This is a genomic window from Patiriisocius marinus (assembly GCF_008974325.1).
GTDB lineage: Bacteria > Bacteroidota > Bacteroidia > Flavobacteriales > Flavobacteriaceae > Patiriisocius > Patiriisocius marinus.
This window is the reverse complement of sequence record NZ_BKCG01000002.1, coordinates 132,643-153,251: the sequence shown is the minus strand read 5'-3', so window position 1 is coordinate 153,251 and position 20,609 is coordinate 132,643. Positions and strand designations below refer to the sequence as shown.

Genomic DNA, 20,609 nt, shown 5'->3' with positions numbered 1-20,609 from the left:
ATGGACACACTAATCAACCTCATCCTAGCTGCAGCCCTTCAATTTACAGGAGTACAAGTAGCTAATTATGATCTAAAAATAGATCAACAAGAAATAACAAGTGAAGAGAATACATGCAAAGACAACTACTTGTGTGTAACCTTAAAAAACGAACAATTTTGTAAAGAAAAAATAACACAATGAATATTGAAAACACAAAAGCACAAATGCGTAAAGGTGTGCTAGAATATTGTATTCTCTCTATCCTAAAAGATGGTGAAGCATATACAAGTGATATTCTTGATAGCCTTAAAGACGCGAAACTTCTGGTTGTAGAGGGTACTATTTATCCATTACTTACCCGCTTAAAAAACTCGGGCCTTTTATCTTATAGATGGGAAGAGTCTACAAGTGGACCACCAAGAAAATACTATGATCTCACTGAAACTGGGAATCTATTTTTAACCGAATTATCAAGCACATGGAGCGACCTACAAATGGCCGTTTCTAAAGTAACCAATACAAAAGCCAAAAAATGAAAAAGACAGTCAATATTAATCTAGCAGGAACTTTTTTCCACATCGATGAAGATGCGTTTGGAAAATTATCACGCTATCTAGATGCTATCAAACGTTCTTTGAGCGACCCTCTAGGCGGTGATGAAATAATACGAGATATCGAAGCACGAATCTCTGAACTTTTCTCTGAAAAAATAGAAAGTAACTCACAAGTTGTTTCTATTAAAGAAGTAGATGAAGTTATAGCGGTAATGGGACAACCGGAAGACTATATTATGGGTGAAGAAACCTTCACTGATGAAGCCCCTAAAAGAGACTACACAACATCTGCAAGCCATAAACAGCTTTTTAGAGATATCGACAATAAGTTTGTTGCTGGTGTTTGTTCTGGACTTGGACACTATTTAAAAATAGATGCCATATGGGTTAGACTTGGATGGATTTTTCTAACATTTTTAACTAGTGGATTTGGAATTCTAGCATACATCCTTTTTTGGATACTTGTGCCAGGTGCTGAGTCTACAAGTGAGAAACTTAAAATGACGGGCGAACCAATCAATATATCTAATATTGAAAAAAAGTTTAAAGAGGGCTATCAGTCAGTATCAGACAGCATAAAAAATGCTGATTATGATAAATACATGGAAAAATCAAAGCGAAAATCAGCTAGTTTTTTCGAAAGTATTGGTAGTGTTATCGTTGCGATACTCAAAGTATTTTTAAAATTCTTTGGCCTCTTTATCATGCTTATTGGACTTGTATCTTTTGTAGGTTTAATTGTTGGAATATTTGCCTTCGGAACTATAGGAATATCTAACGGTGGCGGTGGCGCAGAGTTTATGCACTTCTTTGAAGGTACAAACACACCAATATGGCTTGCTTCTTTATTAATAGCAATAGTTGCAGGAATTCCATTAATAATATTATTTATTTTAGGATTAAAAATTGTAGCTCCAAATATTAAAACTATTGGTAGTCCCGCTAAAATAACACTATTCATTATCTGGATTGGAGCTATTATTGGCTTATCAATTTTCGGAATTAGACAAGCAAGCGAACGTGCTTACGAGGATAACACTTTAACCGAAATAAGCCTGCCCGTAGATAAATCGCAGCCTTTTAACTTAGCTATGAACTCTAACAAATTGTTTGAATACCAAGCGTATAGAAGTGGTGGTTCTGAAATAAAAAAAGATCAAAACGGTGACCGAGTTTTATATTCGTCAGATATTAGATTGATTGTTAGAAGTACTAACGAAAATGAAGCTAGTTTAGTAATTGAACGTTCTGCTGAAGGTAAAAATTACAATGCCGCAAAGGAACGCGCAGAAGCGATAAACTACAATTATTCATATAGTAACAACACACTTGTTTTAGATGGTTTTTTCCTATCAGATGTAACCAATCGTTTTTACGATCAAGAATTAGAAATAGTACTTTACTTACCTGTAAATACTACGTTAATTGCAGACAGCAATACAAGATCGTTTCATAAAAACGACTCAAGATATAGAGACATTCTTGATGTTGGTGATGAAGGAAAACAATTGTTAATTACAGCAAATGGAACACGTTGTCTAGACTGCGGAAATACTACAGAAACAAACAACAGTAACACCATTACTACTGATGACTTTATGGATGATGACAGTTATGAAGATAACAACATTCCTGCCGAAAACTGGGAAGATGACGTTAACCAAAGTCTTGATATTAAAACCAATAAAATTAAAGAAGTGAAAGTAATTGTAAACGATTCTTTGAAGACCAAAGAAACAACAATAACTGAGCAGTTTTAATAACCACTAAAATCAAAAATTATGAAAGCAATTAAATTATTATTCATTTGCGTTCTCACCTTTACGGCGGTTTCTTGCCAGTGGGATATTAACTTAAATAAAGTAAATGGAAACGGAAATGTGGTCACTGAAGAACGAGATAACATTCGTGATTTTGACCGTGTAAAAGGAAGTGCAGGATTACAAGTATTTCTTAAAGAAGGAAAAGAACAAAAAGTTGTTGTTGAAGCAGACGACAATTTAATGGCAGTAATTGAAACCTATGTGGAAGACGGAATGTTACGTATAGGCGTAGACGGGAATATAGGTAGAGCTTCATCTAAAAAAGTATTTGTTACATACACTACGTTAAATGAAGTTCGCGCTAGCAGTGGTTCTCACGTAATTGTTGAAGATGAGATTAAAAATGAAGATATAACACTCGATGCTAGTAGTGGTGCAATGTTAGAAGCTTCGGTTTTTTCTAAAAAATTATATTTAGAAGCTAGTAGTGGCGCTAATGTAGAAGTTACAGGGAAAACTAAAGAACTCCGTTCTAAAGCTTCTAGTGGTGGACATATTAATGCTGAAAACGTATTAAGTGCTGTGTGCAACGCAAGAGCATCAAGCGGTGGTCATATTCAAGTAAATGTAAAGGACAAACTTGAAGCTAAAGCTACAAGTGGTGGACAAATTGATTACTATGGTGATCCTTCAGTAAAATCTGAAAACAAAAATTATAGTGGAGATGTAAGAAAAATGTAGTTATATAACATTGTAGAAATTAGAAAATTCCTTGAAGTTTAATAGCTTCAAGGAATTTTCTAATTCAAGTCTAAACTCTAGATTTTAATAAATTTTAAAGTAGTACTCTTTTGATTAGTGGAAACTTTTATAAAATAAATCCCTTTTAAAAGGTTTCCAATATTTATTTGCTTTAAATTTTTATTTTCCTTTAAAACTTCAACCCCTTGCAAATTATAAATAACAACATCATCTATTTCATCAGTATCTAATTCAATATTAAGAACAGTGTTTGCAGGATTTGGATAAATTTTTAAAGCGGTTGACAAAAAAACATCGTTATTTAAGATGGTATTATTTCTATACCAAGCTAATTTGCTATCTGACTGAGATACAGAAACAATATCTATATCACCATCATTATCTAAATCCCCAGCAGCTACAGCTACAACTCCTTCCACATCAGTAGTAATAATTTGTTTAGTGTCAAAAGTACCTTCACCATCTAAATTTTCAAACCAAGATACATCTACAAGAGTATTCGCTGAACCTGTAATGATATCGATATCACCATCATTGTCTAAATCAGCTGTAAATGTTGACCAAATATCGATTACATCATTTGAAATAATATTTTTCCCACCAAAAGCACCTTGACCATCAAGATTTTCATACCAAGCTAGTTGATTATCTCCTATAGAGCCAGTGATAACATCAATATCGCCATCACCGTCAATATCTGCTGAATAAAGTGCATTTACAGCTTGACCTGCGCCAGCTATTGCAATAGGGCTACTAAAATTACCCAAGCCATCATTTCTATACCAAGATGCTATTTGCGGAGATACAGATGATGAAACACAATCTATATCACCATCATTATCAATATCCACAAGATTAAAATACCTTCCTACTGTATTCATATTTGCTATAACTTGCTTGGGGCCAAAGGTATTTGTGCCATTTATATTCTCGAACCAATAAATTTGCAACTCGTTCATAGCAGATGCTACAACATCCATAAAACCATCACCATTTATATCTGCCCCTTCCACCTTAAATGCGCCATCAAAATTAATTGCTATTATTTGCCGTGAACCAAAACTACCTAGTCCATCGGTATTTTCAAACCAATATACCCTATCCTGTGAACCACTTATTGCTAATGCATCTAGATCCCCATCACTATCTATATCTGCTAAACTTGAATAGATAGTTGAATTTGCAAAACCAATAAGGTTTTTATCACTGAATGATCCCTGATTACCTAAATTTTCATACCAGGAAACGGTATTATCCCAATTAGAAGAAACAATAACATCTTTAAAACCATCATTATTAATATCACCAATGTTCACACTACGTGGCCCATTAGATTCTGTAGATATGACAATCTGCTCACTAAATTGGCTAAATGAAGTAGAAAATGAAAGCAAAGAAAATACTAAAATTTTTTCTGAAATATATCTCATAATAAATTTATTTATTTTCCTTTAAAATCACCGTTTGTTCTATCGCCCCATCATTATATATTTTTTCAACCTTATACAGTCCTTGAGGTAGATCATCTATCATGGTGTCGCTATTTATTTGTAAAGAATCTTTAGTTGTAATTGTGACATTCGTGTTAATAATATTATCATTAAACTTTGTTACAGAACCACCAGTAGGAGACAAATTAAAATTATCATAGCATTTTTGGATATTAACATACCCTAACGAAGTTTCAACTTGTTTAATTTTTATTGCTGTATGATTAGGGTGTGTAATAGAATTATAAATGTTAGTATGAAAAAGCTGCGTGGACTAACTAATCGCGTGTTTGTATGTATGTATTTCATACTATTCTGTTATAGAAAGTGTTATAAATATACAAAAAAAATACACTTAACTTATTAGTTATGAAAAGGAAAAATTTAACAGATTTTAAAAATTGAATATCTTAGCACTCTTTTGTTAAACCAAAAAAATCCGTAGCCTTAAAAAGACTACGGATTTTTATATACTTAATAAAGCTATTAAGGACTACGCCTCTACTTCATTGTGTGATTCTATTGTCGCTAAATAACGTTCTGCATCTAAGGCTGCCATACAACCTGTACCTGCAGCAGTTACTGCCTGACGGTATTCTTTATCTTGTACATCACCACTTGCAAAAACACCAGGAAGGTTTGTTTTAGTTGACTTCCCTTTAGTTATTAAATAACCGGTATCATCCATATCTAGTTGCCCCTTAAAGATATCTGTATTTGGTTTGTGACCAATTGCAATAAATAATCCAGTAATAGCGATTTCTTCTTTATCACCAGTTACATTGTTTTTCATACGCAATCCTTCAACCACCATATCACCTAAAACCTCATCGACTTCTGTGTTGTAACGTAAATCAATATTAGGTGTAGAAGTAACTCTGTGTTGCATTGCTTTAGACGCTTTCATATAATCTTTACGCACAAGCATTGTCACTTTATTACAGATATTTGCAAGGTATGTTGCTTCTTCAGCAGCTGTATCTCCAGCACCTACAATAGCAACATCTTGGCCTTTGTAAAAGAAACCATCACAAACCGCACAAGCAGAAACTCCACCTCCACGTAATTTTTGTTCACTTGGTAATCCTAAATATTTAGCTGTAGCTCCTGTAGAAATAATAACAGTTTCGGCTTCAATATGTGTTTTATTATCAACTACCGCTTTGTGTATTCCACCAACTTCAGTACTAAACTCGACTGATGTAATCATCCCAATACGCACTTCTGTACCAAAACGCTCTGCTTGTTGTTGTAATTGAACCATCATTGAAGGACCATCGATACCTTCTGGGTAACCTGGAAAATTATCAACCTCCGTTGTAGTTGTTAATTGACCTCCTGGCTCCATACCAGTGTACATAATAGGTTTCAAATCTGCACGGGCAGCATAAATTGCAGCAGTATAGCCTGCTGGTCCACTCCCTATAATTAAACATTTAATTCTTTCTATAGTATCGCTCATAGCTTTGTATTATTCTATTTTTTGGTTGCTAAAAATAGTGATTTATATTCTTTTGTGTTTAAAAAAGTTATCAAGATTAATTACGAGTTAACTATTTAATAATGTATGGCTTTCGCCAAAATTTTAATCAACTAACAATTGTATAATTCATTAATATTTCGGCTCTGCCTTTTTTTAAAATCTATTGAATTTCAATGGTAATATCAGCCTCTTTAATAGCCTTAAAACCTCCTGCGACGTCAATTCCGTTATGTATGCCGCGACTCTTTAAAATGGAAGCCGCAATCACTGAACGGTATCCTCCTGCACAGTGAATGTAAAATGGTTTATCCTTGGGAAACTCATCAAGATGTTTGTTAATAAATTCTAATGAAGTATGTTTTGCCGAAGGGATATGACTAGTTTCAAACTCACCATCTTTTCTAACATCAAAAACAGGTGCTCCATTTTCAATTTGCTCTTTTAAAGTAACGGCACTTACAGATTCCATAGTGTCTATTTCGCGACCACTTTCTTGCCAAGCTTTAAGTCCGCCATCAAGAAAACCTAAGGTATTATCAAAACCTACTCTACTTAATCTAGTTACTGTTTCCTCTTCTCTACCCTCTGGAGTAACCAATAAAATAGGTTGCTTAGTGTCTTTTACTAAAGCGCCCACCCAGGGTGCAAACCCTCCATCTATACCAATAAATATAGCGCGAGGTATATGCGATTTGAAAAAATCTTTTTGTCCGCGTACATCTAGCACTAACGCTCCCGCATCTGTAGCTAAACGTTCAAAATTTTCTGGAGATAAAGCTCTTGTTCCAGTTTCAATTACTTGCTCTAAATCCTCGTAACCTTCTCTATTCATTTTAACATTTAATGGGAAGTACGCTGGAGGAGGCAAAAGTCCATCAGTTACTTCATCAATAAATTCTTGTTTAGTCATATCTGCTCTCAAAGCATAATTCATTTTCTTTTGATTCCCTAACGAGTCAACAGTTTCTTTCATCATGTTTTTTCCACAAGCTGAACCTGCACCGTGTGCTGGGTAAACTGTAACATCATCTGCTAAAGGCATTATTTTAGTTCGTAAGCTATCAAATAATAAACCTGCAAGATCCTCTTTAGTCATCGAGTCGCCTTTTTGTGATAAATCTGGTCTTCCAACATCGCCTAAGAAAAGAGTGTCTCCACTAAATATGGCGTGATCTTTTCCATTTTCATCAATTAGCAAATAAGTAGTACTCTCCATAGTATGTCCTGGAGTGTGTAATGCTTTTATAGTAATTTTTCCTACTTTGAAAGTTTCAGAATCTGTTGCTATATGTGCTTCAAATGAAGGTTTTGCCAATGGACCAAAAACAATTGGTGCTCCTGTTGCTTTAGATAGTTCTAAATGGCCACTTACAAAATCGGCATGAAAATGAGTTTCAAAAATATATTTTATTGTTGCTTTATCTCTTTCCGCTCTGTCTAAGTAAGGACCAGTTTCGCGCAAAGGGTCTATAACTACAGCCTCTCCGTCACTTTCAATATAATAAGCCCCTTGAGATAGACATCCAGTATATAATTGTTCAATATTCATTGTTTGTATATTTTATGCAAAGATAAACATTCGCCCTTTTTTATTAGTGTATTAAAGTAGCTCTAGTTAAAGTTTTTAAAAAGGTTTCCTACAGTTTAGAATAACTGTAAGAAATTGAATATTTTGCAGATTATAAAATTATAACACTAATGAAATACATAGTCGTAACACTACTAGCTGCACTTACATTATCTTGTAATTCGTCGCAAAAAACTACAAATTCTAATCAAACTGATTCAGAAAAATTTGCAAATACCATTACCTCAGCTGAGCTGTCTGAAATGTTATATTTCTACGCAAGTGATGAAATGGAGGGGCGTATGACGGGATCTGCCGGACAAAAGAAAGCGGTAGAATACATTAAAAACTATTACAAATCACTTGGTATTAAATCTCCTTTAGGGGGTGATAATTATTTCCAAACAGTTCCTGCTAGTTTTTTAGACAGACTTAAAACTCCAGCAGATTCAGAAAACGTTGTTGCATTTATTGAAGGAAGTGAATTTCCTGACGAGATTGTTGTTCTTTCTGCACATTTAGATCACGTAGGGATGGATGATGATGGAAATGTATTTAACGGAGCTGATGATGATGGTAGCGGAACTATTGCTATGTTAGAAATGGCAGAAGCTTTTCAAGCAGCTGTAAAAGCAGGGAAAGGACCTAAGCGTTCAATTCTTTTTCTACACGTAACTGGTGAGGAAATTGGATTATATGGCTCTCGTTATTACACTGAAAACCCTATTTTCCCATTAGCAAATACTGTTTGTAACTTAAATACAGATATGATAGGTCGTATTGACCCAGACAAAGCAGATACACCTAACTACATCTATTTAATAGGAAGTGATAAACTAAGTCAAGAACTACACGAAGTAAGTGAAGAAGTTGCTAAAAAATATAGTGATCTTGAATTAGACTATACCTATAATGACGAAAACGACCCTAACCGTTTTTACTACAGAAGTGATCACTATAACTTTGCAAAAAACAATGTGCCTATTATCTTTTACTTTAATGGTGTACACGCAGATTACCATAAAATTTCAGATACTCCAGACAAAATCGAATACGATTTAATGGAAAAAAGAACAAAGCTAATTTTCCAAACTGCTTGGGAAATAGCTAACCGTTCTAAAAGAATTACTGCAGACAAAGTTGCAGGACAGTAACATATAGTATTTAATAAAAAATATAAAATCCCAATTAGAATATCTAGTTGGGATTTTTTTTGTGCTTTTATTTTAAATATTGTTCTTTCTTTAAAATCGATGTGAATCAAATTTCTCCTTACTCATTTCTTTTTTTTCCTCTATCTCCAATTTCTATAAACGAAAAAAGAGCCTTTCAGTTAAGAAAGACTCTTTAAGGGTGGAAGACCGGGTTCGAACCGGCGACTTCTGGTACCACAAACCAGCGCTCTAACCAGCTGAGCTACAACCACCATGTAGCGCTCTTTCACAAGAGTTAGCAATGTTGCTAAAGCATTAAATACTTTAGCGGGTGCAAATATAAAACATTTGCTTTCTATGAACAACAGAAATATTAAAAAAATATCACTTTAAATCAAAAATTGAATCTACCGCGGCGTAACGTTCTACTGTAAAGCCTTCTGCACTTTCTGTACCAATTAATCTTCCTAAGTTTCTAGAGCGATATACCATACTATCAGTTGCATTTTTAGAGCTTATTGGTGTTAAAGGCTCTTCACTCTCAGCATCAAAAAACTGACTTTTATATGCGTAGATAGATTTCATTTTTATATCCTCAAATCCAGTAATATCAACAACAAAATCAGGAATACTATCTTTCCATTGAATATAATGATACACTAGTTTTGGTCGCCATTCGTGTTGATGATTTCCTTCGTGTATAGTTTCAATTCTACGTAAACCACTTAAAAAACAAGCATCACTTGCAAGATTACTTCCTTTTGGATGATCTATATGCCTATCATCAACAGCGTTACATAAAACAATTTCGGGTTTATACTTTCTAATAATTTTTATAACTTCTAATTGTGCTGCTGCATTGTTCACAAAAAAGCCATCTGCAAAAGCTAGATTATGTCGCATATGCACACCAAGTATTTTTGCTGCATTTGCAGACTCTTTATCTCTTATTTCTGCACTACCTCTCGTACCTAATTCACCTCTAGTTAAATCTAAAATACCCACTTTTTTACCATTGGCAATTTCTTTTGCGATGGTACCACCGCAACTCATTTCAACATCATCGGGATGTGCGCCTATAGCTAATATATCTAGTTTCATAATTGTAATTTAACAATGTATTAATCTCAAAGACCATTTAATATTGCTAAATTGAATAAAAATAACAAGACATGAAAATATTTCATGAAAAAATAATTACATTAATTTTTAGTCTTACATTATTTACAAATAGTTTCAGTCAAGAAGTCAAATCGGTTAGTTGTAACTCTAGTTCAAGCGAAGAGTTTTAATTAAAAGACCCATTTGTAGGGAATAATCAATTAGCCATTGACATATTAAACGAAAATGGTTTTAATATTCCACAGGACTATTTGTTTAATATTAGTGATGCAGGTGATTACATTGGAGAAGGTGAAATCATTTTACCGGATCTAATAAGTAGGTCTCAAAATCGTGTTGCAGAATCTGCAATAAGAGAAATCCCAATTAAAATATGGATTTACAGAATGGATAATGGTTCTGGAAACACTAGTGTGCAAGGGGCGTTTGATTTAATCGATGATGTAAATATTCTTTTTGAAGGAACAAATATTCAATTGTATCCATTATGCGATGTTACTTTTATTGATGATACAGAAATTGCCACAAATGGTGGGTCTCAAGAAGACTTTGAAGATTATACGCTAATTAATCGTTTATCAAACGCCTTAAATATGCATTTTGTTATAAGTCACAATGAAGGCTGGGGAGGTAAAGCAAATTTCCCTGATGACAATGGTGATGGTAATACACAAGAAGGAAATTCATATTCATTTGCTCTTAGATTAAATTCCGCTAATTCTTTAAATAGACCAAATATCGTTGCTCACTAAATTGGACATTGTTTTGGACTAATGCACACACAAGAATCACGCTGTAACCAACCAAATAATTCAGACTGCGGTAATTGTTATCAAGAATCGGTAAGCAGAACGAAAACACAAGGAGCATTCTGTTTAAGCCAAGTTGGAGATTTAAAATGTGAAACTAATGGAGATAGACTTTGTGACACTCTAGGTGATCCTGACCAGACAGGAGATGTTTCTGTTCAGGATTGTATTTACAATGCAGGAGGTACTGATGATTGGGGAGATAACTGGCTACCAGACACTAATAATATTATGAGCCAATCCACAGTTTCATGTTTACTAATTTTTTCTTTATCATAAATGGGCGTTATGCATTATTACGCAAATCTGCTTAACGCTAACCATCCCAATATTGATATAACTGGAGCATCATTCATATGTCCCAATGAAACTAATGTTTATCAAGCTACTGGTTCTAATCAAAATATTTCATCTTACTCTTGGAGTACAACTGGTAGCATAAGTATAGTAGGGAGTATTGGTGCAACAGGAAGTGGTAGTTTATCAAATATATCTGTTAAAGAAACTGGAATAGACGGAGGTAGTTTAATATTAGAAACTAATTGTGGTCATAAAACGACAGTGAAAACCATAGATGGTATAGATACACTTGAGATAAATAGTCCAAATATTGTTTGCCCTGGCACTCAATATAACTTTTCTGTTCCAAACTTTAGTGGAGCAAATTACGCCTGGACAGTTGATGGTGTTATTATAATTAAAGGACAAGGTACTTCAGTACTTGAAATTCAAATTGAAGCTACTACAACAAATGAAACATATATAGAATGCCTAATAGAAAACTATTGCTCAACTAATATAACAGCACAATCTTACGTACCACATTTAGAAAATTGTGTAGACAATAGCGGTAATTATGAACAAAGCCCAATAACACCTTTTAGTTTTTCTTTTAACCAACAAGAATTTTCTATTTTTCCAAATCCAACAAGCAGTAATTTTAAAATCTACTCTAAAGATTTATCTAAAGGTCAGAGATTTCAATATATTATCTATGATATTTTTGGTAATAAAATTAGTGAAGGAAACAGTTACAACAGCAATATTATAGAAACGAAAAATATTGGAACTGGAATATATTTTGTTTCTATATTTTTAATCGCGTTTTCACCATCATCCCTTGAAAACAATATACCAAATGATGTAGCAGAAATTTTAAATAAACTAAATATATTAGAGAATGGGCAACTTGAAAACCCTACTGGTTGGGGAAAATTAGGTATTAGCGAAGGTCTTTCTAATTTTTATCCAGAAGCAGTCTATGAAGTTAAATACCCTGAAAATTCTAACTGTTTCGGTGATTATACTAATTTAGAATTTTATAGAACAAGAGAAGAATCTCCATTAGAAAATGAAACTATTAAAGAAGAATTCTATTATCTAATAAAACAGTCAATTAACACTATAGACACATTACATATTAAAGTGGTGCAGAGTTATGTACCATTTACTATTAATACAAACATAAAATTAAATGGAAATGAAATCGAACCATTTTATTTGACAATTGATGATGTAGAATATAACGAACTTTATGTGAAAGTTTTAGAATAATGATTTAAAGTAAAAGTGATCATTATTATTACCTCTCAAATAAATTATTTGAGAGGTTTTTATTTTATCACTGAAAAAGCCTGAACTAAATCTGCTTTAATATCCTTCACTTCCTCAATTCCAATAGAAAAACGCAAAAGCCCATCACTAATCCCCTGCTTCTCTCGTTCCTCAGGAGTTAATAAAAAATGAGATGTTTCGGCAGGTGAAAGGATTGTAGACTCTACACCTGCTAAACTCATGGAATATTTTACTAGTTTAAGCTTTCTCATAAACCCCACAGCGTCTAAACCTTTCACTAATTCGAAGGATAACATTCCGCCATACCCTTTCATTTGCTTTTTAGCTAAGGCATAATCTGGATGACTTTTTAAGCCTGGGTAATACACCTTAGCAACTTGTGGATGATTTTCTAACCACTTTGCAATTTTCTTAGCATTTCGGCTTTGCTGTTGTACACGGAGTGCCATCGTTTTAATACTACGCTCTAAAAGCCAAACGGTGTAATCACTTAAATGTCCGCCTAAATTTATAGACGTCGCCCATATTTTATCAATCAGCTCTTGCGAAGATGCAATTGCTCCTGCGCTAATATCACTGTGTCCACCCATATATTTAGTGGCACTATGCATAATAATATCAATGCCAAAATCTGCCGGAGTTTGATTAATGGGACTCGCAAACGTATTGTCAATCATCGATAGACATTTGTGCTTTTTAGCCAACTCAGCAATCATTGCTAAATCGGTTAACTTCATTAATGGATTACTGGGCGTTTCGGTATAAATAAGTTTTGTGTTTTGTTTTATTGCAGACTCAAAATCTTCTCTTTTAAAACCTTTTGCGAAGGTGTATTCGATGCCAAATTTTGACAACTCCTTCACTATAAAATTATAGGTCCCGCCATAAAGTGTTTCAGGAAAAACGATGTGATCTCCTTTTTTTAGTAAAGCTAAAAGCGTGTGGCTAATTGCTGCCATTCCGCTACCAAAAATCATTCCTGCTTCGCATTTTTCTAATGCTGCTATTTTTTTACTTAAAGCCTCTTGGTTAGGCGAATTGAAACTACGTGGATAACGTTTAGCATCCATACCATCGTAGGAATATGAGGTAGCCATAAATAAGGGTGATATCGCACTTTTAAACTGCTCATCGTGCACTTCGCCTATGTGTGTGCAAATTGTATTTATCCCAATATTCTTAGTTTTCATGTAGCCTATTTTTAAGGCACTAAGGTACCGATATTTTAAAATGAAAAAAAGTAAAATTATGGTCAACACCTCCGCGTTCCTTTAGTATATTTAACCTTCAAAAAAAGAAGGCTTTTAATTTTCAACGAAACGCCTTACTATTACACGACTATGAAATTACTACTCCGAAATATTAAACAACTTTTACAAGTACGAGATAACTCCATTGATAAAGTTTCTGGTGCTGAAATGAAAAGCTTACCACTAATTGAAAATGCGTGGCTTTTATTAAAAGATGGGCTTATTACAGACTATGGACCAATGAGTAATATGCCAGATTATCAAGGTTTTAAAACTATTGATTGTACAGGAAAAATGGTGCTTCCATCTTGGTGTGATAGTCACACCCACTTAGTATATGCTGGGAATAGAGAACAGGAATTTGTAGACCGCATTAATGGATTAAGCTACCAAGAAATTGCTGAAAAAGGTGGCGGAATTGTCAATAGCGCAAAAACGTTACAACAAACTAGCGAACAGGATTTATATAGTCAATCTGCCATTCGTTTAGAAGAAATTTTAAAACAAGGAACAGGTGCTATCGAAATTAAAAGTGGTTACGGTTTAACAACAGAAGCCGAATTAAAAATACTCCGAGTTGCAAAAAAATTGGGCGAAAACTACCCTATAAAAATTAAGAAAACATTCTTAGGAGCTCACGCAATCCCTACCGAATTTAAAAATAATAAAGATGGATACCTCGATCTTGTATGTGGTGAAATGATGCAGAAAATTTCAGAAGAAAAACTAGCAGACTATGTAGATATTTTCTGTGAGGAAGGTTACTTTACCGTTGCTGATACCGAACGCGTTTTAGAAGCTGGAAAAAAGCACGGACTTAGTCCAAAAATACATGTTAATCAATTTAATGCTATTGGAGGAGTTGCTGCAGGAGTAAAACATAATGCATTAAGTGTAGATCATTTAGAAATTTTAAATGATGATGATATTTCAGTATTAAAAGGTAGTAATACTATGCCAGTAGCACTTCCCTCCTGCTCTTACTTTTTAAGTATCCCTTATACACCGGGACGAAAAATTATTGATGCAGGTTTACCACTCGCACTTGCAACAGATTACAATCCTGGTTCTACACCTAGCGGAAATATGAATTTTGTAGTTGCCACTGCGTGTATTAAAATAAGGTTAACACCAGAAGAAGCAATAAACGCCGCTACAATAAATGGAGCCTATGCAATGGGATTAAGTGCCTCACATGGAAGCATAACGAAAGGAAAAGTGGCAAATGTGTTGATTACTAAAAAGATTCCTAGCTACGGATTTTTACCCTATGCTTTTGGTAGCAATAATATAGATCAAGTAATACTTAAAGGGAAAACGCTAGAATGAACCACCTAATTACATACTCACAAAAAACCCTTGCAGAATATACTAATCTGCGTGATTTAGAGTTAAAATTTGGCGAAGTGGCAGCTACTTTAGAAGCTAACACTCTACTAAAAAACACAGTACAAAAATATGTCCTTATTGGAATTCCAGAGGACATTGGAGTTCGAGCAAATCACGGTATTTCAGGATCTTCAAATGCTTGGAAATCCTGCTTAAATGTTTTATGCAATATGCAGGAAAACAGTTTTACTAATGCTAAACAATTATTAATTTTAGGCGAAGTAGATTGCAGATTAGAAATGGAGGAAGCCTCCACTTTAGATTCGAAAACCACAGATTATTTAGAAAAATTAGGAGCGCTAGTTTCCCGTATAGATATTAAAGTAAGTGAAGTGGTCGAGGCTGTAGTTTCAGCAGGAAAAATTCCTATTATTATTGGTGGAGGGCATAATAATAGCTTCGGAAATTTGAAAGGTTTATCACTTGCTAAAGGCAAAAAAGTAAACGCCCTAAATTTTGATGCACATTCCGATTTTAGACCTTTGGAACATAGACATAGCGGAAATGGTTTTAGCTACGCAAAACAAGAAGGCTACTTAAATAATTATTTTATTTACGGATTACATAAACAGTACACCTCGCAACATCAAATAGATAGAATGTCCCAAAATAGGGTTCAATATTCTTGGTTTGATGAAACGCATATTTCAGAAATTAAAACTGAAGAGTGGATAACTAATGAAATTAATGATTTTATATGCATATCCTATTTCGGACTTGAAATAGACCTCGATGCTATTTCGGCTATGGGAAGTAGTGCATTGTCTCCCGTTGGTTTTAGCGTGATTGATTGTATTAAATTTATTAAGAAATATTCAGCTAATAAAAATTGTGGATACATACATTTATGCGAAGGTGCTCCTAACAGAGAAATTCATCCTAATCAAGTAGGGAAAGTACTTTCATATTTAATTACAAGTGTTTTGACTAAATAATTATGAAATTTTAATAGTTTATTAAAACAATGTTTAAATAATAGCAGTTAGTTTTGTTCCTTACATTTTCAATATGAAACAACTATTCATTTTTATAATATTCTCTATAGCTCTTGTAAGCTGCAATAACAATGCAAATACTCAAGAAATCACTAACAGAGGAGCCTACGGTATTAACAACACCGTAAAAAGTTTTAATATTACGCCTATTTCTCACGCTTCGATGATTCTGGAATGGGATGGCGAAATTATATATATCGATCCAGTGGGAGGAGCAGCTGCCTTTGAAAACCAACCTGAACCAGATTTAGTTATTATTACCGATATACACGGCGATCATTTGAGCATTGAAACTTTAGAAGCTGTAATGCAGCCCAACACATATCTAATGACACCTCAAGCTGTAGCTGACAAAATTCCAGAAAAATTAAGTCATAAAGCTAGAATATTAGCAAATGGTGAACGTACAAACTTAAGGTACTTAGAAGACTTTTCTTTTGAAGCAATACCAATGTATAACCTTCGTGAAGAAGCTTTAAAGTTTCACGCAAAAGGAAGAGGAAATGGGTACATTATTGAGAAAGACGAAAAACGTGTTTATATCTCTGGTGATACTGAAGACATCCCAGAAATGCGTTCTCTAAAAAATATTGACGTTGCTTTTGTTTGTATGAATTTACCATACACAATGACCGTTGAAAGTGCTGCTAGTGCAGTTTTAGATTTTAAACCTAAAACTGTTTACCCATACCATTACAGAGGTACTAATGGGAAAAGCGATGTTGCAAAGTTCAAAGCATTAGTTAACGATGGAAACTCTTCAATTGAAATTATCCAACTTGATTGGTATCCAACCAAGTAACTAAAAAAATACATACATTTTAAGTAAAGTGCATTCCAAAAGGTTTGCACTTTCTTAGTAAGGTATCAATTGATAATGAGACTTAAAAATTTCAATTATCTATAAACTAAGTAATTTTCAATAACAGTTATCGCTTTATTTTATACACAAGGACTCACTCGTTATTAATCCTAAAATATTCATAAAGAGTACCTTTAGTAACATCTCACGCTGTATTTTTATCGCACGTAACAAACCAACAACCAAATGATTAAATTTTCTACTATACGAATTACAACCCCTTTTTTCGCTTTAGCATTAGTTCTATTTATAAGCGCTTGTGCCTCTTATAATCCACAAACTGCTAATGATGCTAATCAAGTATCAATTAAGGATAATGCAGTACATACATTTTTTATTGCTGGAGGTGTTGGAAACAGACCAGTATCTGAATCTACCAAAAATCTAAATGTATTAAACTCTTATTTAAACAAAGCTGACAAGAACAGTACATTGCTATTTACGGGAGATTATATTTCCGATGCATTTGAAAATAAAAAGGAGAATATTGACATTATTACTTCCCAATTAGCAATAATTGAAAATTTCAAAGGAAAAACACGTTTTATACCAGGAGACAACGAGTGGGCTAGTTTTGATTCTAAAGAAATTGAATGGGTTGAAAACTTTATAAAAGATAAAGAATTAAAAGGTATTAAAGTTGAACCAAATAACGTGTGTCCAATTGAAGTTGACGAAATTAATGACGCGTTAAATATTATATATGTAGATTCTAATTGGTATATCACAAACTGGGATCGTGTGGAAGACATCAATCGTAAATGTACTGATATCGTTACAAGACGTCGTTTTGTTGAAGAACTTGAAGGAGAAATTAAAGATGCCCGTGGTAAAAATTTGATTATAGTTATGCATCACCCTGTATACACTAATGGAATGTTTGGGATGAATTATATGGGTGGTGTTTCACCTAAAAAAATATTTTTTGAACGCTACAAAGATTTAAGAGTTCAAGTTAGCTCACTTGTTCAAGAACTTGATCGTGTAACACTAGTATCTGGTCACGAAAAAAGTTTACAATATTTAAAAGGTGGAAATACACACCAGATTATTAGTGGCTCAATGGGTGGCGCAAGCGTTACAAAACGTAAAGAAGATAATATTACAACTATAGGGGGCGAACTTAAGTTTGAAGGTAAATATACGCACGGTAAAGAAGGTTTTGCAATACTGAAATATTACAAAGATGGCTCATCGCAAGTTACATTTGTTACTAGTGAAGGCGAAAAAACTTTTAAAGTAACCGAACCTCTACCCCAAAAACCAACCCTATTTACAACACCAACAAACGCTAATGGAACTAAAACAGTTCCTGTAGTTACAGATGAGAAAAAATTAAATAAATCAGGATTTTACAACTTTATTTGGGGAAGTAGATACAGAACATATTATGGTGAGCCAGTTACTGCTGACGTAGCTATTCTAAAAAACATCTATGGTGGACTTTCTGTTCAAAAAGCAGGTGGTGGTCACCAATCATATTCAGCTAGACTTGACGGACCTAATGGAAAAGAATACGCAATGAGAGGTTTAGAAAAAAATGCTTTGAAATTTCTTCGTTTCAAAGTAAAAGGAGTCTCTTACTCACAAGAAGAATACGAAGGAACCTTCGCTGAAACTGCTGTGTACGACTTTTTTACAACTACACATCCATATATGCAGTTAGTTATAAATCCATTAGCTAAAGCTGCTGGAGTAAATCACGGTAATACGTCACTTTATTACCTGCCTAAACAAGAAGGTTTTGAAATTTTAGGTGATGCTTATGGGGACCAATTATACTTTATAGAAGAGAGACCTAATGACGCACAAAAAGATTTTGAAGGTTATAACCGTATGAATCCAGGAAATGGAGAAATAGCACAATTTGAAAGCAGTACAGATGTATTTGAAAAATTAAAGGAAGATGAAAAATATGCTATTGACCAAAAAGCAATGATTCGTGCACGTATTTTTGATATGCTAATTGGAGATTGGGATCGCCACGAAGATCAATGGAGATGGGCACAATACGAAATTACTGAAGATGATATTAGATTTTTACCTGTTCCTAGAGATCGTGATGCAGCATTCTCAAAATTTGATGGTATTGCAATCCCTGCAATACAATTATTCTTACCAGATGTTAGATTTTGGCAATCTTATGACACTAAAATTAAAGATGTAAAATGGTTTAACGGAGAGGGTAATAACCTAGATCGTGCATTACTTAATAAATTTGACAGTAGCGAATGGGAAGCACAAGCAAAAGCTATTCAATCAATGATTACAGAAGATGCGATTACTGAAGCATTTAATCGCCTACCTAAGGAAGTACAAGACGAAGCAAGTGAAGATATCAAGGAAAAATTAAGAGGACGACTTGCTAATCTTGATAAAATTGCATCCAAATATGGAGAGTATTTAAACAAAACGGTTGCAATACACGGTACAAATAAAGATGACAAAATTGAAGTTACAAGAATGCCAGAAGGCAAAACAAGAGTAGTTTTAAAAAGAAATCTTAAAGACGAAAAAGACACCGTATTTTTTGATAGAACTTTTGATAAAAAAGAAACTAAAGAAATTTGGGTTTACGGTCTAGACGATGATGATCAATTTACTGTAAGTGGAAATGGTAGTAATAAAATTATGGTTCGCTTAATAGGTGGTTACGGCAAAGATAAATTTGATATTGAAACTAGCGGAAGCATTAAAGTGTACGATTGGAAACACGAAAAAACCAAATTTGAAGATAAAACACCAGCACACCAGTTTACAAATAAGTACGAAACTAATACTTTTCACTGGAGGCAGTTTAAGGAAAACAACAATATCCTTTTACCATCTGGAGGGTTTAGAACTGATGACGGGTTATATTTAGGTTTAAAAGACACTTATACAAACTATGGATTTAATGGTAATCCGTTTAGATATCAACACCAAATAACAGCAAATTACTTCTTCGATTTTGAAGCAGTTGAATTAAGCTACAAAGGTATTTTTGCAAATATTTTCCCTAAAATGAATTTAGAAGTTGGCGCCTATTTTACAAATGAAAGTTTCTCAAACAACTTTTTTGGCTTTGGAAATGAAACAACTTACGATGCTGACACAACCGAAAGAGAATTTAACAGAGCTAGAACTGGACAAAAAATGCTCAATGTTGGATTTGCTGGAAAATATTTAACCGTTCGCGGACTTTTCGAATCTTTTGAAGTTCAAGACGATTCTGAACGTTTTTTTACAACAGGAAATCCTGAGTTAAATGATGAAGTATTTGAAAATCAAAATTACCTAGGAGCAGAAGCTGTATTTGAATATAAAAACCAAGATGCAGAAGATTTTCCAACTAAAGCACGTTACCTTGGAGTAACAACAGGTTTTAAATCTAATATAGAAGATGGCGGTAATATATTCACTTATGTTTCAGCTAAGGTGGGATGGCAAGAAAAACTTATTCCTTCAGGGAATCTAGTTTTAGCAACAACTGCTGAGGTAAAAGCTAATTTTGGTAATTATGGATCAGACTTCTACTTCTACCACGCTCCCACTATTGGTGGAAACAACGGCTTAAGAGGATTTAGAAATGAGCGTTTTGCAGGAAACACCTATTTCTACCAAAGTAGTGATTTAAAAGCAAGACTAGCTAGAATTGTTACTGCAGCAGCACCTATTACAATAGGAGCTTATGGTGGATTTGACTACGGTCGTGTATGGGAAAAAGATGATAATTCAGATATTTGGCACAATAGTTTTGGTGGTGGAGTTTGGTTAAGCACCCTTAACTCACTGGCATTCAATGCAGGATATTTTGTTTCGGATGAAGAGGCACAAATTCAAATAGGATTTGGGTTCGGATTTTAAAATTTA

17 protein-coding genes and 1 tRNA gene are annotated in these 20,609 nt (G+C 33.8%); 12 read left to right on the top strand and 6 right to left on the bottom strand.

Features of this window, described 5'->3' with window-relative positions:
• Genes GBH57_RS05690 through GBH57_RS05675 form a run of 4 tightly spaced genes read left to right on the top strand, consistent with a single transcriptional unit; the run spans position 1 to position 3,040 of the window.
• Positions 1-183, top strand: a complete 183-nt coding sequence (locus GBH57_RS05690; RefSeq protein ID WP_151673113.1) for a hypothetical protein — start codon at positions 1-3, stop codon at positions 181-183.
• On the top strand, positions 180-518 hold the full coding sequence (locus GBH57_RS05685) for a PadR family transcriptional regulator (protein ID WP_151673112.1): 339 nt from the start codon (positions 180-182) through the stop codon (positions 516-518). Before GBH57_RS05690 ends, GBH57_RS05685 begins: the two co-directional genes overlap by 4 nt.
• A complete protein-coding gene (locus GBH57_RS05680) occupies positions 515-2,296 on the top strand; it encodes a PspC domain-containing protein (protein WP_151673111.1) in 1,782 nt (593 codons plus the stop codon). Before GBH57_RS05685 ends, GBH57_RS05680 begins: the two co-directional genes overlap by 4 nt.
• A 21-nt stretch (positions 2,297-2,317) precedes the next feature.
• Positions 2,318-3,040, top strand: a complete 723-nt coding sequence (locus tag GBH57_RS05675; protein WP_151673110.1) for a head GIN domain-containing protein — start codon at positions 2,318-2,320, stop codon at positions 3,038-3,040.
• A gap of 77 nt (positions 3,041-3,117) precedes the next feature.
• Here GBH57_RS05675 and GBH57_RS05670 read toward each other — a convergent pair whose 3' ends face one another.
• The 3 genes from GBH57_RS05670 to GBH57_RS05660 all read right to left on the bottom strand — a co-directional run bounded on the left by GBH57_RS05670 (position 3,118) and on the right by GBH57_RS05660 (position 7,583).
• Positions 3,118-4,491: a T9SS type A sorting domain-containing protein gene (locus GBH57_RS05670; RefSeq protein WP_151673109.1), complete on the bottom strand. Its 1,374-nt coding sequence runs from the start codon at positions 4,489-4,491 to the stop codon at positions 3,118-3,120.
• Between the two features lie 553 nt (positions 4,492-5,044).
• The gene (trxB, locus tag GBH57_RS05665; RefSeq protein WP_151673108.1) at positions 5,045-6,013 is read right to left on the bottom strand and encodes a thioredoxin-disulfide reductase; all 969 of its coding nucleotides are present in this window, start codon (positions 6,011-6,013) and stop codon (positions 5,045-5,047) included.
• 181 nt (positions 6,014-6,194) lie between these two features.
• Positions 6,195-7,583 (bottom strand): MBL fold metallo-hydrolase, encoded by a 1,389-nt coding sequence (locus GBH57_RS05660; protein ID WP_151673107.1) that lies wholly within the window; start codon positions 7,581-7,583, stop codon positions 6,195-6,197.
• A gap of 149 nt (positions 7,584-7,732) precedes the next feature.
• On the opposite strand from GBH57_RS05660, the gene GBH57_RS05655 reads away from it, so the two are divergent.
• A complete protein-coding gene (locus GBH57_RS05655) occupies positions 7,733-8,755 on the top strand; it encodes a M28 family metallopeptidase (protein ID WP_151673106.1) in 1,023 nt (340 codons plus the stop codon).
• Between the two features lie 197 nt (positions 8,756-8,952).
• On the opposite strand, the gene GBH57_RS05650 is transcribed toward GBH57_RS05655, so the two are convergent.
• Both GBH57_RS05650 and bshB1 read right to left on the bottom strand, forming a co-directional pair.
• Positions 8,953-9,028, bottom strand: a tRNA-His gene (locus GBH57_RS05650).
• A 111-nt stretch (positions 9,029-9,139) separates the two neighbouring features.
• Entirely contained in the window at positions 9,140-9,856 is a 717-nt protein-coding gene (bshB1, locus tag GBH57_RS05645; RefSeq protein ID WP_151673105.1) for a bacillithiol biosynthesis deacetylase BshB1, read from the bottom strand.
• Between the two features lie 272 nt (positions 9,857-10,128).
• Here bshB1 and GBH57_RS05640 point away from each other — a divergent pair, with 272 nt between their 5' ends.
• The 3 genes from GBH57_RS05640 to GBH57_RS05630 are packed head-to-tail and all read left to right on the top strand — an operon-like array spanning position 10,129 to position 12,240.
• Positions 10,129-10,629 carry a hypothetical protein gene (locus tag GBH57_RS05640; protein WP_151673104.1) on the top strand — a complete coding sequence of 167 codons (501 nt, stop codon included), beginning with the start codon at positions 10,129-10,131 and terminating at the stop codon, positions 10,627-10,629.
• Positions 10,630-10,650: 21 nt separating this feature from the next.
• The gene (locus tag GBH57_RS05635; protein WP_151673103.1) at positions 10,651-10,965 is read left to right on the top strand and encodes a hypothetical protein; all 315 of its coding nucleotides are present in this window, start codon (positions 10,651-10,653) and stop codon (positions 10,963-10,965) included.
• 9 nt (positions 10,966-10,974) lie between these two features.
• Positions 10,975-12,240 carry a T9SS type A sorting domain-containing protein gene (locus tag GBH57_RS05630; protein WP_161596068.1) on the top strand — a complete coding sequence of 422 codons (1,266 nt, stop codon included), beginning with the start codon at positions 10,975-10,977 and terminating at the stop codon, positions 12,238-12,240.
• Between the two features lie 59 nt (positions 12,241-12,299).
• Here GBH57_RS05630 and GBH57_RS05625 read toward each other — a convergent pair whose 3' ends face one another.
• Positions 12,300-13,451, bottom strand: coding sequence for a trans-sulfuration enzyme family protein (locus tag GBH57_RS05625; protein ID WP_151673101.1), 1,152 nt, complete (start codon positions 13,449-13,451; stop codon positions 12,300-12,302).
• A gap of 150 nt (positions 13,452-13,601) precedes the next feature.
• On the opposite strand from GBH57_RS05625, the gene hutI reads away from it, so the two are divergent.
• The 4 genes from hutI (at position 13,602) to GBH57_RS05605 (ending at position 20,603) form a co-directional block, all read left to right on the top strand.
• The gene (gene hutI, locus GBH57_RS05620) at positions 13,602-14,840 is read left to right on the top strand and encodes an imidazolonepropionase (RefSeq protein ID WP_151673100.1); all 1,239 of its coding nucleotides are present in this window, start codon (positions 13,602-13,604) and stop codon (positions 14,838-14,840) included.
• Positions 14,837-15,835: a formimidoylglutamase gene (locus GBH57_RS05615; RefSeq protein ID WP_151673099.1), complete on the top strand. Its 999-nt coding sequence runs from the start codon at positions 14,837-14,839 to the stop codon at positions 15,833-15,835. The genes hutI and GBH57_RS05615 overlap by 4 nt, the downstream gene beginning before the upstream one ends.
• 73 nt (positions 15,836-15,908) lie before the next feature.
• Positions 15,909-16,697, top strand: coding sequence for an MBL fold metallo-hydrolase (locus GBH57_RS05610; protein ID WP_151673098.1), 789 nt, complete (start codon positions 15,909-15,911; stop codon positions 16,695-16,697).
• Between the two features lie 246 nt (positions 16,698-16,943).
• Positions 16,944-20,603: a ShlB/FhaC/HecB family hemolysin secretion/activation protein gene (locus GBH57_RS05605; protein WP_151673097.1), complete on the top strand. Its 3,660-nt coding sequence runs from the start codon at positions 16,944-16,946 to the stop codon at positions 20,601-20,603.
• The last annotated feature ends 6 nt before the right edge of the window (positions 20,604-20,609 follow it).